This window comes from Stutzerimonas stutzeri (assembly GCF_024448695.1).
GTDB lineage: Bacteria > Pseudomonadota > Gammaproteobacteria > Pseudomonadales > Pseudomonadaceae > Stutzerimonas > Stutzerimonas stutzeri_T.
Window position 1 is genome coordinate 1 of record NZ_JAMOHY010000023.1, and the last position, 15,901, is coordinate 15,901.

The following is a 15,901-nucleotide window of genomic DNA, read 5'->3' on the forward strand; positions in this document are numbered from 1 at the left end:
CTAGGAGGGGCTTTTTATAAAGCTCAACCCCAACATCCATGGCAGGTGTAGGGTCAATCTACAGTGATATCAAAGAGCTATCAATCCCAGCTTAACGCCCCACCAGTCTGATACTCAATAACCCGCGTCTCAAAGAAGTTCTTCTCCTTCTTCAAGTCCATGATTTCGCTCATCCACGGGAACGGGTTGGTCGTACCCGGATACTCTTCCTTCAGACCAATCTGCGTCAGGCGGCGGTTGGCGATGAACTTGAGGTAGTCCTCCATCATGGCGGCGTTCATGCCGAGCACGCCACGGGGCATGGTGTCGCGGGCGTATTCGATTTCCAGTTGGGTGCCCTGGAGGATCATCTGGGTCGCTTCGTCCTTCATGGCGGCATCCCACAGGTGCGGGTTTTCGATCTTGATCTGGTTGATCACGTCGATGCCGAAGTTCAGGTGCATGGATTCGTCGCGCAGGATGTATTGGAACTGCTCGGCGGTGCCGGTCATCTTGTTGCGGCGGCCCATGGAGAGGATCTGGGTGAAGCCGCAGTAGAAGAAGATGCCTTCCAGCACGCAGTAGTAGGCGATCAGGTTGCGCAGGAATTCCTTGTCGGTCTCGACGGTGCCGGTGTTGAAGGTCGGGTCGGAGATCGAGCGGGTGTACTTGAGGCCCCAGGAGGCTTTCTTCGCGACCGAAGGGATCTCGTGGTACATGTTGAAGATCTCGCCTTCATCCATGCCCAGCGATTCGATGCAGTACTGGTAGGCGTGGGTGTGGATCGCCTCTTCGAAGGCCTGGCGCAGGATGTATTGGCGACATTCGGGGTTGGTGATCAGGCGGTACACGGCAAGCACCAGGTTATTGGCGACCAGGCTGTCGGCAGTGGAGAAGAAGCCGAGGTTGCGCTTGACGATGCGGCGCTCGTCCTCTGAGAGACCGTCCGGGCTCTTCCACAGGGCGATGTCGGTGGTCATGTTGACCTCTTGCGGCATCCAGTGGTTGGCGCAGCCGTCGAGGTATTTCTGCCAGGCCCAGTCGTACTTGAAGGGGACGAGTTGGTTGAGGTCGGCACGGGCGTTGATCATTTGTTTGTCGCCGACCTGAACGCGGGCGGATTCGCCTTCCAGTTCGGCGAGGCCTTCCTGGATGTCGAGATCGTCCAGCGCCTGCTTGGCGCGGGCGACGGCGGCGGAGTCGTTGGCGGAAACGGCGCGGGACTCCTCGACGGAGCCGGCAGCTTGGTTGTCCAGCTTGGCGGTGTTCTGTGGCGCTGGCTGCGCAGCGGCAGCAGCCGGCGCGGCGGTGGTGGTTTCTTCTTCGTCGAATTCGTCCCAGCTCAGCATGGCGGTTTCTCCTGATTGGGGACCGGCGCGGCCGGTCAAAAATGTTTGGGTGGCTTTTGGTTGTGCACGCAAAAGCGCGGAATCTGTTGTGTCTGTGGGCAGCGGGGTGGTGCCCATCGGTGGATGCAAAAGGCGGCATCCACCCTACGGAATCTGTACGCGAGCGAACCCGCTTTTACGACCCGCTTTTACAAAGTCAGCTCGGAGCGAGCGCGAAGCGGAGCGAGGCAGCGCTAGGCGTCTGCCAGGCCGGAGCCCCTGAGCGTACGCATGTACGTGATGGGGGCCGGCTTGGTGGACAACAACGCGCAGTCCGCTCCGCTTCGTGCGCCAGCTAACTACTACTTATTGGCAGGCTTCGCAGTCGGGTTCGTCGATGGCACAAGCCTTGGGCACTGGTGCCGGGCCGGCAGACATCTCAGGAGCCAGAGCCGCTTTCGCCGGGGCGCCGCTGAAGCCGTCGCCATTGCCGTTGGACACGGCGTTGAGCTTGCCGGTGTTGACGGTGGACTTCTCGGTGCTGGTCGCGGCCAGGGCACGGAGGTAGTAGGTGGTTTTCAGGCCACGGTACCAGGCCATGCGGTAGGTCACGTCGAGCTTCTTGCCGCTGGCGCCGGCGATGTAGAGGTTCAGCGACTGGGCCTGATCGATCCACTTCTGGCGGCGGCTGGCGGCGTCGACGATCCACTTGGTTTCCACTTCGAAGGCGGTGGCGTAGAGGTCTTTCAACTCCTGCGGGATGCGCTCGATCTGCTGTACAGAACCGTCGTAGTACTTGAGGTCGTTGATCATGACCGCATCCCACAGGCCACGCGCCTTGAGGTCGCGAACCAGGTAGGGGTTGATCACGGTGAACTCGCCCGAGAGGTTCGATTTCACGTACAGGTTCTGGTAAGTCGGCTCGATGGACTGCGACACGCCGGTGATGTTGGCGATGGTTGCGGTCGGCGCGATGGCCATGATGTTCGAGTTACGGATGCCATTCTTGACACGGGCACGCACCGGGGCCCAGTCCAGGGACTCGGTCAGGTCGACGTCGATGTACTTCTGGCCACGTGCTTCGATGAGGATCTGCTGCGAATCCAGCGGCAGCACGCCCTGGCTCCACAACGAACCCTGGAAGGTTTCGTAGGCGCCGCGTTCGTCGGCCAGGTCGCAGGACGCCTGGATGGCGAAGTAGCTGACCGCTTCCATGGACTTGTCGGCGAAGTCGATGGCGGCATCGGAGCCGTACGGGATGTGCTGCAGGTACAGCGCGTCCTGGAAGCCCATGATGCCCAGGCCCACCGGGCGGTGCTTGAGGTTGGAGTTGCGCGCCTGCGGCACCGAGTAGTAGTTGATGTCGATGACGTTATCGAGCATCCGCACGGCGGTACGCACGGTGCGCTCCAGCTTGGCGGTGTCCAGCTTGCCGTCGACGATGTGGCGCGGCAGGTTGATCGAGCCCAGGTTGCAGACGGCGATCTCATCCTTGTTGGTGTTCAGCGTGATCTCGGTGCAGAGGTTGGAGCTGTGCACCACGCCGACGTGCTGCTGCGGGCTGCGCAGGTTGCACGGGTCCTTGAAGGTCAGCCACGGGTGGCCGGTTTCGAACAGCATGGAGAGCATCTTGCGCCACAGGTCTTTGGCCTGCAGTGTCTTGTAGTTCTTGATCTTGCCGTATTCGATCAGGGCTTCGTAGTACTCGTAGCGCTCTTCGAAGGCCTTGCCGGTGAGGTCGTGCAGGTCGGGTACTTCGCTGGGCGAGAACAGGGTCCACTTGCCGTCGTCGAAGACGCGCTTCATGAACAGGTCCGGAATCCAGTTGGCGGTGTTCATGTCGTGGGTACGGCGACGGTCGTCACCGGTGTTCTTGCGCAGCTCGAGGAATTCCTCGATGTCCAGGTGCCAGGTTTCCAGGTAGGCGCAGACCGCGCCCTTGCGCTTGCCGCCCTGGTTGACCGCGACGGCGGTGTCGTTCACCACTTTCAGGAAGGGCACGACGCCCTGGGATTTGCCGTTGGTGCCCTTGATGTAGGCACCCAGTGCACGCACCGGGGTCCAGTCGTTGCCCAGACCGCCGGCGAACTTGGAGAGCAGGGCGTTATCGCGGATGGCGTCGTAGATGCCGCCCAGGTCGTCCGGCACGGTGGTCAGGTAGCAGGAGGACAGCTGCGGGCGCAGGGTGCCGGCGTTGAACAGGGTCGGCGTGGAGGCCATGTAGTCGAACGACGACAACAGGTTGTAGAACTCGATGGCGCGGGCTTCGCGCTGTTCTTCCTCGATGGCCAGGCCCATGGCGACGCGCATGAAGAAAATCTGCGGTAGCTCGAAGCGGACGTTGTCCTTGTGGATGAAGTAGCGGTCGTAAAGCGTCTGCAGGCCGAGGTAGGTGAACTGCTGGTCCTGCTCGTGGTTGATCGCGGCGCCCAGCTTGGCCAGGTCGAATTCCTTCAGGCGCGGGTCGAGCAGCTCGAACTGCACGCCTTTTTCCACGTAGGCGGGCAATGCCTTGGCGTAGAGGTCGGCCATTTCGTGATGGGTGGCGGCTTCGGCGACTTCCAGGAAACTCAGGGCTTCGGCGCGCAGGGTGTCCATCAGCAGGCGGGCGGTGACGTAGGAGTAGTTCGGCTCACGCTCGACCAGGGTGCGGGCGGTCATCACCAGGGCGGTGTTGACGTCGGTCTGCTCGACACCGTCGTAGAGGTTTTTCAGGGTTTCTTTCTGAATCAGTGCGCCATCGACTTCTTCGAGGCCTTCGCAGGCTTCGCTGATGATGGTGTTCAGACGGCCCAGATCCAACGGTGCCAGGCTGCCGTCGGCACGCTTGATGCGGATGCTCGGGTGGGCTTCGACTGGCGCTTCGGCCACGCTGCGCTTGCGCTCTTGCGCGCGTGATTCCCGGTAAATCACATAGTCGCGGGCAACCTTCTGCTCACCGGCACGCATCAGGGCCAGTTCGACCTGATCCTGGATTTCTTCGATGTGGATGGTGCCACCGGAGGGCATGCGGCGCTTGAAGGTGGCGCTGACCTGCTCGGTCAGGCGCGCGACGGTGTCGTGGATGCGCGACGAGGCGGCGGCATTGCCGCCTTCCACGGCGAGAAAGGCCTTGGTGATGGCGACGGTGATCTTGTCATCGGTGTAGGCGACGACAGTGCCGTTGCGCTTGATCACGCGCAGCTGGCCCGGCGCGGTGGTAGCCAGATCCAGTGTGCTATCGGCTGCCTGTGGGTTCTCGCGAATGGACTCGTTCTGCATGGGGTCTCCGGATTCTCTCTGTCTCGGTAGCACGTAAGGTGTGTATAGCAACAAGCACGCCGGCGAGCCGGCGCGGACAACAAAAGGGGATATTTCGTGCCAGCCTGGGCCGGCGAATCGTGTCCCGAAGGATAGTCATGAGTTGTGAACTGCACAACCTCAAAACACAACATGTAGTGTGCGCTGGTCCTCGGATACACCCTCTGTGGAATTGAGCAGAATCAAGCCTGATGGCGTCAGGGTTGCGTTCCGAGAGCCGTTTTGCACTGGTCTGAAGGGGCTTGGTCTGAAAAACAAGGCGGTAAAATTATTTCGCTTGCCTTTTTCTTGCGTTGTGTCTGTGTCTTTGGTTTGGCCCAACATGTGGGGTTTTGGGCCGTGGAGTCGACACGATAATGCCGGATTTCGCTCCTTGCAAGGCAATGAAAATGAACAAGCTGTGGATAACATGTGGGCGATTTGTGGGTGAAAACCTGCCGGCCAGTGCCCCAGGCGGTTTGGCGGGCAAGCAAACTGAATGTCTCTTCAGAGTGCTTCATTGAGGGTAGGAGGGGTTTTTCACCAACCACTATATATAGTGGTTTGTCAAAACGGCACGGTGCACCCGGCGAGGCGTTGCGAGGGGGCGGAGTGTCTGCTGCGACGGTTGCGGCGCTTTTCCCGTTGCAGCGTGAGGCTACAATGCCGCGGATGCTTCTGGGGGAGGGCGCATGGTGGAGCAAGAATCGTGGAACATTCTGATTGTCGAAGATGATCAGCGGTTGGCTGAGTTGACCCGCGAATATCTCGAAGGCAACGGCCTGCAGGTATCAATCGAGGCCGATGGCACCCGGGCGGTTGAGCGCATCATCAACGAGCGGCCCGATCTGGTAGTGCTTGATCTGATGCTGCCGGGCGAAGATGGGTTGAGTATCTGCCGCAAGGTGCGGGCGCGCTATGAAGGGCCGATCCTGATGCTGACCGCCCGCGCTGATGATCTCGATCAGGTGCTGGGTCTGGAAACCGGCGCCGACGATTACGTCTGCAAACCGGTGCGGCCCCGCCTGCTGCTGGCGCGTATTCGCGCCCTGTTGCGGCGTCGTGAACATCTTGAGGTGCCGGCCACCAGCAGCAAGCGGCTGCAGTATGGCCCGCTGGTGGTAGACAGCGCCCTGCGCGAGGCCTGGCTTCGCGGCGAAGGCATCGAGCTGACCGGGGCGGAATTCGACCTGCTCTGGCTGCTCACGTCCAATCCGGGCCGGATCATGTCCCGCGAGGAGATTTTTTCCGAACTGCGCGGTATCGAATACGACGGGCAGGATCGCTCCATCGATGTGCGCATCTCGCGCATCCGCCCCCGCATCGGTGATGACCCCGAGCACCCTCGGCTGATCAAGACGGTGCGTGGCAAGGGCTACCTGTTCGTTTCCGAAGCGGCGCAAGCGCTACAGTGAACTCCATATTCCTGCGCATCTATGGCGGCATGCTTGCCGTGCTGGTGCTGGTCGCCCTGCTGGGCGCCGGCGGCCTGCAGTTGCTCAACGAAGTGCGTGCCGACCGCCATCGGGAAGCGCTGGCCAGCGGCACCTTTCGTTTGATGGCGCACAACATGCAGAGCATGACGCCCATCGAGCGGCGTCAGGCTGCGAATCTTTGGGGGCGTTTGCTCGGTGTACCGTTGCGGGTGCGGACCCTGGGTGACGTCAGCCTGGAGAGCCGGCTGGAGGCGCGGTTGCTGCGAGGGCAGGTGCTGGTGGAACAGCTGCGCCCTCACAGTACGACGGTTTTTTCGCTGGTCAGCGATACCGACCGGCTGGTGCTGACCGGCGAGGTTGAGCAGGTCAGCGAGCAACTGGCCCGCGCAACCATCTATCTGTTGATCGATGAGCTGATCCGCTTTCCCGAAGACGAACAGCCGCTGCGGCTGGCCGGGCTCAAGCAGTTGCACGGCTTCGGTTATGCGCTTGAACTGCTCACGCGGGACAGCGCGAGCCTGGATGACGACCAGCGCCGTCGCCTCGACGAAGGCGATACGGTGATGGCGCTCGATCAGGGCGGCAAGGCGATTCGCGTCTTCGCGGCGGTTTCCGGTACGTCGTGGATCATGGCGCTGGGGCCTTTGTATCAGTTCAATCCTTATCCGCCGCACCTGCTGCTGTTGATCGGCGCCCTCGGGCTGACGCTGATCGGGCTGACGGTCTATCTGCTGGTGCGCCAACTGGAGCGGCGCCTGCGCGAGGTGGAGGGCGCCGCCACGCGTATCGCCCGTGGCAACCTGGAAACCCGTGTGCCGGATGCCGGCACAGACTCGGTGGGCCAGCTGGCAACGGCTTTCAATGGCATGGCCGTTCATCTGCAACGCCTGCTGGCGGTGCAGCGTGAGATGGTCAGCGCGGTGGCCCACGAGTTGCGCACGCCAGTGGCGCGCCTGCGCTTTGGTCTGGAAATGGCCGGCGACGCTCAGAGCGCCCAGGCGCGCGACAAGTATCTGCAAGGTATGGATGCCGACATCGACGATCTTGATCGTCTGGTGGACGAAATGCTGGTCTATACCCGGCTTGAACGCGGCTCGCCGACGCTGAACTTCCACAGCATCGACCTTGGGGCGCTGGTCGATCAGGTGATCGCCGAGCTGGCGCCGCTGCGTGCGGATATCCATATCGAGCGTGGCGCTTGCGTGACGCTCGGTGATGACAATCAGGTCGAGGCCGAGCCGCACTATCTGCGACGGGCATTGATCAATCTGGTGAGCAACGCCATGCGACACGCCGAAACGCGGGTGCTGGTGAGCTTCGTGCTGGATGCCGAACGGGCGCGGCTGAGCGTCGATGATGACGGGCCAGGGGTGCCGGAGGCGGATTGGGAGAAGGTCTTCACCCCGTTCCTGCGTCTCGACGACAGCCGCACGCGGACGTCCGGTGGACATGGCCTGGGGTTGTCCATCGTGCGGCGGATTGCCTACTGGCATGGCGGACGGGCACAGATCAGCCGCAGCGAACTGGGTGGCGCCTGCTTCAGCCTGGCCTGGCCACGCAGGCAGGCTGTCCAGTAGGTCGAGGTGGCAGCCGAACACGTTTGGCCTTACGGCGTGATCTTGGCGAAGCGACGGCCTATCTCGGAATGCTGACGAGACTCAGCAGATACCCCTCGAACTGCACGAACTGACCCTCCAGCTCGGTGCCCCTTTTCCACTCTTGCGAAAGATCACTCAGCAGGCGCAGGCGTGTGTGGCCGCTGCTGTCGTGCTGGATCAGCTCGGCATCCTGGAAATAGAAGCGCTTGTTCACCAATGGGTAGAGCGCCTTGAACAGGCTTTCCTTGATGGAGAAGGTCAGGGTCACGAGCAGCGCCCGTTGCGTGTCATCCAGCGCGGCGTAACCGTCCTGCTCGCGAGGGGTGAGGATTTCGCCGACCAGACGATCAGCCCGTGCACTCGGTAACTGCCTTTCCACATCCAGCCCCAGCCCTCGCCAATATTCGCTGCGTGCTGCTACTGCCGCCGCCCAGCCGGCGCCGTGGGTAATGGAACCGACCACGCCAATGGGCCAGCAGGGCGCGCGGTCTTCGCCAACGGCAGGAACGCCAGGCACGCCGGTGGCTCTGCGCAGGGCTTCGTAGGCGCAGAGACGTCCTGCGAGAAACTCGGTCTGGCGCTTGCTTACCGCGTCCGGAGCCGGAATGCCCCAGCGCCTGAAATCCTCGATATCCAGCAGGCCAGGATCGAAACGGGTGCTGAGCAATTGCACGCCGGGAAGGGCACGTGGCAGGGGCCAGTGATCCTGCAGGGGGGAGCAGCAGGCGGGAAAGGGCGGCTGAGGATTCATGGGCGCAAGTGTGCCTGATCGAAACGACAAGACGCAGCAACTCCGGAACTCATTTTTTAGAAGCTGGCATGGCAGCTTCAGGGCGAGCGAGGATCTTCGGTGCGGCTTCGAGAATCTGCCGCGAGAGGTTTTCCATCCTCGGCGATTGCACCTTCCAGGTGTGCCAGTACAGCGAGATATCCAGCGGCGCATCGCTGGCCAGATCGACCAGGGCGCCCTGGGCAAGGGTGTCGTGCAGCAACAGTTCCGGCACCATGCCGTAGCCCAGGCCGTAGCGAATGGCACTGAAGCGCGGCTCGGTACCGGGGACGTAATGGCAGGGGTAGGCGCCTTCCGGCAAGCCCAGCTGGCGCAACAGGAAGGAGGAGGTGAGGCGGTCCTTGCGGGTGTAGGCGACCACCGGGGCCTTGCGCGCCGCGTTGCGGGTCAGGCCGTTGGCAAAGTGCTGCTGGCGAAAATCGCTGGAGGCCACCAGCCGGTAGCGCATGCTGCCCAGCGGGCTTGCGCTGCAGCCCCGCATGGGCTTGGGTTCGGTGCTGATGCAGCCGATGGCCAGGCCCGTTTCCAGCAGACTGTAGGTGTGGTCCTGGTCTTCGACGTTCAGGTCGAGCAGCACCCGTTCGCGCATCAGCACCTCGGCCAGGGCCGGGAAGAACCAGGTGCCGAGGCTGTCGGCATTGAGCGCCGCGACCACCACCAGCGGTGCATCGCTGCGCTCGGCCAGATCGGCCAGCAGGTCGGCTTCCAGCAGGGTGGCACGCTTGAGGTATTGCAACAGCCGCTGACCGATCTCGGTCGGTCGACAGGGACGGCTGCGCACCACCAGTGCGTTGCCCAGTGCGCTTTCCAGTGCGCGCACGCGCTGTGAAATGGCAGGTGGCGTCAGGTGCAGGTGCAGGGCGGCCTGCTCGAAGCTGCCGGTCTGGATGACGGCGCGAAAGGCCTCGGTCTGTCTGGGGTCCAGGTTCACGGTGCGGTGCTCCGATTAAGTAAATGTTGGCATTGCCTAAATTTGCTTAGCCAAGACAATTTGGCTGCAGTGTGCCTCATAATCGCGCTGCCTTTAACCCATGCCCGTTCTGGAGTTGCCGTGACCCTGCTGCACACCATCTATCTGATCGCAATCACGGCTGAAGCCATGTCCGGAGCCATCATGGGCATGCGGCGCGGCATGGACCTGTTCGGCATCTGCCTGCTGGGCACCGTTACCGCACTGGGCGGCGGCACGGCGCGTGACGTGTTGCTGGGGCACTACCCGGTGGGCTGGATCGCCAACCCCGAATACCTCAGCTTCACCATCGGCGCGGCCATCGTCACCGCCATGATCGCGCGGCATATGCATCACCTGCGTCAGGTGTTTCTCCTGGTCGATGGCCTGGGGCTGGTGGCCTTTACGGTCATTGGCTGCGGGGTGGCGATGGAAATGGATGCGCACCCGTCCATCGTGGTACTGGCTGGCGTGATTACCGGGATATTCGGTGGCCTGATGCGCGACATCCTCTGCAATCAGGTGCCGATGGTGCTGCAACGCGAGCTTTATGCCACGGTAGCGCTGTTCACCGGCGTGTTTTACGTGGGCATGCTCTGGCTTGAAGTCAACAGCTCGGTCGCCACCTTGCTGGCTTTGGGCTGTGGTTTCCTGTTCCGGGTGCTGGCCATGAAATTTGGCTGGAGGCTGCCGGACTTCAATGGCAAGGAAATACGCGGTCTGGACTGATTTCATCCGGTTCCGGTCGATCCGGGTCGGGTCTGACAGGGCAGATTCCCGTGCATTGACTCGCTACACTGCCAAGCTGGCAATCATGGGAATGGATCCATGCTCAAAGACTTGGGAATAAAGAGTCGCGTAGTGCTGCTGACATTACTGCCGGGGACCGCCCTGGCGCTGGTGCTCGGGGCCTATTTCTCCTGGATGCAACTGACGGAGATGCGACACCAGCTCGATGAGCGTGGCCAGCTGATTGCCGCGCAGCTGGCCCCATTGGCTGCACCGGCCATGGCACAGGGGTATGGCCGGCGTTTGCAGCGCATTCTCAATCAGGTGCTCGATCAGCCGGATGTACGCGCGGTAATGGTGCTCGATATCGAGCGCAACCTGCTGGCCCATGCCGGGCCGAACATGGTCACGCCTTCGCCACCGGCTGATCCGGAAGCACTGACCCAGGTCAGCAGCCTCGACAACACGCGCATTCTGCTGCCGATACTGGGTAAGCATCTGAACCTGGCCGGAGATACCTCGAACAACGATCAGCGTCAGATTGGCTGGCTGGAACTGGAGTTGTCGCATCAGGGCACGCTGTTGCGTGGCTACCGCAGCATGTTCACCAGCCTGTTGCTGATTGGCGCCGGGCTGATCATTACCGCCTTGCTGGCGTTGCGCATGAGCAACGCTATCAGCAAGCCGCTGCACAAGGTTAAGGCAGCCGTGGCGCAGCTCCGGGACGGCCATCTTGAAACCCGCCTGCCGGCGTTGGGCAGCCACGAGATGGATGAGCTGGCCGCCGGGATCAACCGCATGGCCGAGTCCCTGCTCAGCGCCCGCGAGGAACTGCAACAGAGCATCGATCAGGCCACCGAAGACGTGCGGCAGAACCTGGAAACCATCGAAATCCAGAACATCGAGCTGGACCTGGCGCGCAAGGAAGCCCTGGAGGCGAGCCGGATCAAATCCGAGTTTCTCGCCAACATGAGCCACGAAATACGCACGCCGCTCAATGGAATACTCGGCTTCACCCACCTGTTGCAGAAAAGCGACCTGACACCGCGTCAGCAGGACTATCTGGCGACCATCGAGCAGTCCGCCGACAGTCTGCTGGGCATCATCAACGAGATACTCGACTTCTCCAAGATCGAAGCCGGCAAGCTGATACTGGAAAACGTGCCCTTCAACCTGCGCGACATTATCGAGGAGACCCTGACCATCCTCGGACCGGCGGCGCACGCCAAGCAACTGGAGCTGATCAGTCTGGTGTATCGCGACACACCGCTGTCGCTGGTAGGCGATCCGCAGCGCCTCAAGCAGATACTGACCAACCTGGTCAGCAACGCCATCAAGTTCACCAATGAAGGCACCATCGTCCTGCGCGCCATGGTCGAGGATGAGCGCGCGGATCGCGCCCAGTTGCGCATCAGCGTGCAGGACACCGGCATCGGCCTGACCGATCAGGACCTGCGCGCACTGTTCCAGGCGTTCAGTCAGGCGGACAATTCGCTGTCGCGCCAGCCGGGCGGAACTGGCCTGGGCCTGGTGATTTCCAAGCGCCTGGTGGAGCAGATGGGAGGTGAAATCGGGGTCGACAGCATTCCCGATGAAGGCTCGGAGTTCTGGATCAGCCTGAGCTTGCCAAGGGCCCATGACGATATTGAGGATCTGCCGCGACCGGGGCTGCTTGGGCGTCGGGTCGCGTTGTTCGAACAGCATCCGCTGGCCCGCGAGGCGCTACGCCACCAACTCGAAAGCTGTGGCCTGCAGGTGCTGCCGTTCGACAGCCTGGATCTGTTGCAGGAAGCGGTCGCCGCGCAACGGACAGGTGAACAGCCGATAGAGGCTGCCGTGCTTGGTGTGAGCAGCCGCGAGATTGCGCCAGAACAGCTGCGTCAGCGTTTGTGGACGTTCGAGGGGTTTGGCTGCAAGTGCATCGTGCTCTGTCCAACCAGTGAGCAGGCGCAATTTCACCAGGCACTGCCCGAATCACACACCCATGCCCAGCTGCAAGGCAAGCCCGCCTGCACGCGCAAACTGCAGCGAATACTGCTCGATCTGCTGCACCCGCAGCAGGGGCGTGTCGAGCCCGTGGTCATCAGCACAAGCCGTCCGCCGCGGGTTCTCTGCGTTGACGACAACCCCGCCAACCTGCTGCTGCTGGAAACCCTGCTGATCCACATGGGCGGTGAGGTCAAGGCAGTGAGCAGTGGGCAGGAGGCGCTTGAGGCTGTCAGGTGCAACACCTTCGATATGGTCTTTATGGACATGCAGATGCCCGGCATGGATGGTCGGCAGACCACTGAAGCGATCCGGCAGTGGGAGGCCGACAGCGGTCAGGCACCTTTGCCGATCGTCGCGCTGACGGCCCACGCGCTGTCCAGCGAGAAGCGTTCACTCTTGCAGAGCGGTCTGGATGATTACCTGACCAAGCCGATCAGCGAACGCCAGCTGGCGCAGGTGGTGCTGAAGTGGACCGGCCTGCCGTTGCCGCGCAGCACCGGTGTCGCGCCTGTCGAGCCTGCGCCACCTGAAAACAACCTCAAGGTGCTGGATGCCGAGGAAGGCTTGCGTCTGGCGGCGGGCAAGCCAGATCTGGCGGCAGAAATGATCAGCATGCTGCTGGCTTCGCTGGATGCCGATCGGCTGTCCATCCGTGAGGCGCGGCTGGCGGCTGATCGCCAGGCACTGATCGATCGAGTGCATCGGCTGCATGGCGCTACGCGTTACTGCGGTGTTCCGCAGTTGCGCGCGGCCTGTGAACGCAGTGAAACCCTGCTCAAGCAGAATCACCCCAACGCCGCCCATGCGCTGGATGAGCTGGATACGGCCATCGAACGCCTGCAGCGCGAAGCCCTGGTTAGCTGAACGAACCGGCGGATGTCGAACGCTGTGTCTTTGGGCTGGATAGGCTGGTGATCATTCACCCATCACCACGCCTTCGCGGCGTGGGTCGGCGCCGCCAAACCAGCCGCTGGCAGTGCGCTGGATGGCTTGCAGGCCGCTGGTCAATGCCGTTTCGGTAACCTTGTGGCCGCGCGCATCAAGCGCTTTGACGGTGCTTGCCGGAAAGCGTCCGGCCTCCAGCACCGTCGGCCCGTTGAAGCTGCCAAAGTTCGGCAGATCGATTGCCTGTTGTGCATCCAGCCCCCAGCCATACAGGCCCAGCAGGGTTTTTGCGGTGAAGTGGATGATCGCCGAACCACCCGGTGAGCCGACGCTGGCCAGTAGCCGATTATCTTCGGTAGCGAAAACTAGCGTGGGGTTCATGCTCGAACGCGGGCGTTTGTTCGCTTCGACGCGGTTGGCGATGGGCCGACCTTTGGCATCACGCGGCATAAAGGAAAAATCGGTGAGCTCGTTGTTCAGCAGGTAGCCGCCGGGCAGGCCGGTGCCGCCGTCGTTGAGCAGGCGCGAACCGAAGGCCTGCTCGATGCTGGCGGTCATCGCCAAAGCGTTGCCCTGTGCGTCGACGATGCTGATGTGGCTGGTGCCGTACTCGGGCTGCTCGGGTTGCGCGGCGAACGCGATGGGCATTGATCCCGGTTTGCCGGCTTTGGCGGTGCCCATGCTGCGTTCGCCGATCAGTGCGGCGCGTTGTTTCAGATAGCCGGGTGCGAGCAGGCTGCTCCAGTTGCCGCCGGGGGCTGGCACGAAATCCGGGTCGGCCAGATAGTGCGCACGGTCGGCGTAGGCCAGCCGTGCCGCTTCGGTGTAGCGATGCAGAAAGTCTGCGGAAGGCACGCCATGCTCAAGCGCCGGGAGCGGTGACAGCTGCTCCAGCATCCCCAGAATCTGCATTTGGGTGATGTGCCCCGAGGAAGGCGGCGGGAAACCGCAGACCCGGTAACGCTGCTGCCAGAGGGTGCAGATGGCGTCGAGTTGACGGGGCGTGTAGTCGTTCAGGTCGGCAAGTGTCAGGTATCCCGGGTTGTCTGGGTGCTGCCTCACTTGAGCAATCAGCGCTTTGGCGCTGCGCCCACTGTAGAAAGCTGCGCTGCCCTGTTCGGCAATCTCTCGAAGTAGCGCGGCGAGAGCGGGATTGCGCAGGCGGTGACCGACCGGCAATGGTGAGCCATCCGTCTGGTAATAGAAGCTGGCAGCCTGCGGGGTGTTGCGCAGTGCCGGGTCGCGTGCGAGCAGGGCGTGCAGGCGCGGACTGATTTCGAAGCCGTTTTCAGCGAGGTCTATGGCGCTCTGGAACAGGTCTTTCCAAGGCAGCCTGCCATGCTCCCCGTGGGCCAGTTCGAGCATCTTCAGAACGCCGGGAACCCCCACCGAGCGGCCACCCGCCACAGCCTGGAGAAAGCCCATCGGCGTGCCATCGGCACTGATGAAGAGATTTTCATCCACGCCTGCCGGTGCCGTTTCACGGCCATCGAAGGCGGCGACCCGTTCGCCATCCCAGTGCAGCAGGTAGGCACCGCCGCCAATGCCGCTCGATTGCGGCTCGACCAGGGTCAGCACCATCTGCACAGCGATGGCGGCATCCAGTGCGCTGCCACCGGCCTTGAGGATCTCGTAGCCCGCTTCGGTGGCCAGCGGGTTGGCGGCGGCCACTGCGAAACGTTCGACGGCCCAACCGGGCTTGTGGGTGAAGCCGCTGGCGGCTTCAGGGGCAATCCTGGCCGTTTCAGGGGAATGCCGCGGAACATGGCAGGCGCTCGCACCGATCAGCAGCAGGCCTGAAAGAAGTGCGATGCGTGCGTTGAACATGGCGATTCACCCATTGGCGATAAGGTCGGCTCGACAGCTTACAGAAAAGCCGCCGGTGTGATCCTTCCCGGCCGGCGGGTGCCGTCGAGCGCTCTCCCGCCTCAAAGCAATGCCCGTTGGCGGTCGTTGCCGGTATCATGTGCGCCTTTTCACGCCGTGCGGTTCTACCACGCCATGACTATTCAGTACGCGACCATTGCCGATTGCGTCGGCAACACACCGCTGGTGCGCCTGCAGCGCCTGCCCGGTGAAACCAGCAACACGCTGCTGGTCAAGCTCGAAGGCAACAACCCGGCCGGTTCGGTGAAGGACCGTCCGGCGCTGTCGATGATTGCCCGCGCCGAAGCACGGGGCGACATCAGGCCCGGCGATACCCTGATCGAGGCGACCTCCGGCAATACCGGCATTGCCCTGGCCATGGCGGCGGCGATCAAGGGTTACAAATTCATCCTGATCATGCCGGACAACTCCAGTGCCGAGCGCAAGGCGGCGATGACCGCCTATGGCGCCGAGCTGATTCTGGTGAGCAAGGAAGAGGGCATGGAAGGTGCCCGCGACCTGGCGCTGAAGATGCAGGCCGAAGGCCGTGGCAAGGTGCTCGACCAGTTTGCCAATGGCGACAATCCCGAGGCGCACTACAGCAGCACCGGCCCGGAAATCTGGCAGCAGACCGGCGGCAGCATCACTCATTTTGTCAGCTCCATGGGCACCACAGGCACCATCATGGGTGTTTCGCGCTACCTCAAGGAACAGAACCCGGCGATCCAGATCGTCGGCCTGCAACCCATGGAAGGCGCGGCGATTCCCGGCATCCGTCGTTGGCCGCAGGAATACCTGCCGAAGATCTATCAGGCCGAGCGGGTTGATCGAGTGGTCGACATGTCCCAGGCCGAGGCCGAGCAGGTGATGCGTCGGCTCGCGCGCGAGGAAGGTATCTTCTGCGGCGTGTCCTCGGGCGGTGCGGTGGCGGCGGCGTTGCGCCTTTCGCAGGAAGTTGAAAATGCGGTGATCGTCGCGATCATTTGCGACCGGGGCGACCGTTACCTGTCGACCGGCGTCTACGACGAACCCCAATGAGCAGCGCTGTCTTGAGTAACGTAAGCCTGATTGGC

At 62.4% G+C, this 15,901-nt stretch carries 10 protein-coding genes; 5 read left to right on the forward strand and 5 right to left on the reverse strand.

The window, feature by feature from the left end; all coding sequences use genetic code 11:
- Window positions 1-80: 80 nt before the first annotated feature.
- Both NAV32_RS14330 and NAV32_RS14335 read right to left on the reverse strand, forming a co-directional pair.
- The gene (locus tag NAV32_RS14330) at window positions 81-1,328 is read right to left on the reverse strand and encodes a ribonucleotide-diphosphate reductase subunit beta (protein WP_256053472.1); all 1,248 of its coding nucleotides are present in this window, start codon (window positions 1,326-1,328) and stop codon (window positions 81-83) included.
- Between the two features lie 345 nt (window positions 1,329-1,673).
- The gene (locus NAV32_RS14335; protein WP_256053473.1) at window positions 1,674-4,568 is read right to left on the reverse strand and encodes a ribonucleoside-diphosphate reductase subunit alpha; all 2,895 of its coding nucleotides are present in this window, start codon (window positions 4,566-4,568) and stop codon (window positions 1,674-1,676) included.
- A 713-nt stretch (window positions 4,569-5,281) separates the two neighbouring features.
- Here NAV32_RS14335 and NAV32_RS14340 point away from each other — a divergent pair.
- Both NAV32_RS14340 and NAV32_RS14345 read left to right on the forward strand, forming a co-directional pair.
- Window positions 5,282-6,001 carry a response regulator gene (locus NAV32_RS14340; RefSeq protein WP_256053510.1) on the forward strand — a complete coding sequence of 240 codons (720 nt, stop codon included), beginning with the start codon at window positions 5,282-5,284 and terminating at the stop codon, window positions 5,999-6,001.
- On the forward strand, window positions 5,998-7,599 hold the full coding sequence (locus NAV32_RS14345; RefSeq protein ID WP_256053474.1) for an ATP-binding protein: 1,602 nt from the start codon (window positions 5,998-6,000) through the stop codon (window positions 7,597-7,599). The genes NAV32_RS14340 and NAV32_RS14345 overlap by 4 nt, the downstream gene beginning before the upstream one ends.
- Window positions 7,600-7,657: 58 nt before the next feature.
- On the opposite strand, the gene NAV32_RS14350 is transcribed toward NAV32_RS14345, so the two are convergent.
- Both NAV32_RS14350 and NAV32_RS14355 read right to left on the reverse strand, forming a co-directional pair.
- Window positions 7,658-8,371, reverse strand: coding sequence for a 4'-phosphopantetheinyl transferase family protein (locus NAV32_RS14350; protein WP_256053475.1), 714 nt, complete (start codon window positions 8,369-8,371; stop codon window positions 7,658-7,660).
- A gap of 49 nt (window positions 8,372-8,420) precedes the next feature.
- Window positions 8,421-9,341 carry an HTH-type transcriptional regulator ArgP gene (locus tag NAV32_RS14355; RefSeq protein WP_256053476.1) on the reverse strand — a complete coding sequence of 307 codons (921 nt, stop codon included), beginning with the start codon at window positions 9,339-9,341 and terminating at the stop codon, window positions 8,421-8,423.
- Window positions 9,342-9,461: 120 nt separating this feature from the next.
- On the opposite strand from NAV32_RS14355, the gene NAV32_RS14360 reads away from it, so the two are divergent.
- Complete coding sequence (locus tag NAV32_RS14360) at window positions 9,462-10,088, forward strand: trimeric intracellular cation channel family protein (RefSeq protein WP_256053477.1); 627 nt, start codon at window positions 9,462-9,464, stop codon at window positions 10,086-10,088.
- 99 nt (window positions 10,089-10,187) lie between these two features.
- Window positions 10,188-12,941 (forward strand): ATP-binding protein, encoded by a 2,754-nt coding sequence (locus NAV32_RS14365; RefSeq protein ID WP_256053478.1) that lies wholly within the window; start codon window positions 10,188-10,190, stop codon window positions 12,939-12,941.
- Window positions 12,942-12,992: 51 nt separating this feature from the next.
- Here NAV32_RS14365 and NAV32_RS14370 read toward each other — a convergent pair whose 3' ends face one another.
- On the reverse strand, window positions 12,993-14,789 hold the full coding sequence (locus tag NAV32_RS14370; protein ID WP_256053479.1) for a gamma-glutamyltransferase family protein: 1,797 nt from the start codon (window positions 14,787-14,789) through the stop codon (window positions 12,993-12,995).
- Window positions 14,790-14,963: 174 nt separating this feature from the next.
- Between NAV32_RS14370 and cysM the strand changes: the two genes are divergently transcribed.
- Entirely contained in the window at window positions 14,964-15,866 is a 903-nt protein-coding gene (gene cysM, locus NAV32_RS14375; RefSeq protein ID WP_256053480.1) for a cysteine synthase CysM, read from the forward strand.
- The last annotated feature ends 35 nt before the right edge of the window (window positions 15,867-15,901 follow it).

Excerpts from the sequence above, each read along its gene's own strand:
- NAV32_RS14330 (WP_256053472.1), bottom strand. The coding sequence starts at position 1,328 with ATGCTGAGCTGGGACGAATTCGACGAAGAAGAAACCACCACCGCCGCG.
- NAV32_RS14335 (WP_256053473.1), bottom strand. The coding sequence starts at position 4,568 with ATGCAGAACGAGTCCATTCGCGAGAACCCACAGGCAGCCGATAGCACA.
- NAV32_RS14350 (WP_256053475.1), bottom strand. The coding sequence starts at position 8,371 with ATGAATCCTCAGCCGCCCTTTCCCGCCTGCTGCTCCCCCCTGCAGGAT.
- NAV32_RS14365 (WP_256053478.1), top strand. The coding sequence starts at position 10,188 with ATGCTCAAAGACTTGGGAATAAAGAGTCGCGTAGTGCTGCTGACATTA.
- NAV32_RS14370 (WP_256053479.1), bottom strand. The coding sequence starts at position 14,789 with ATGTTCAACGCACGCATCGCACTTCTTTCAGGCCTGCTGCTGATCGGT.
- cysM (WP_256053480.1), top strand. The coding sequence starts at position 14,964 with ATGACTATTCAGTACGCGACCATTGCCGATTGCGTCGGCAACACACCG.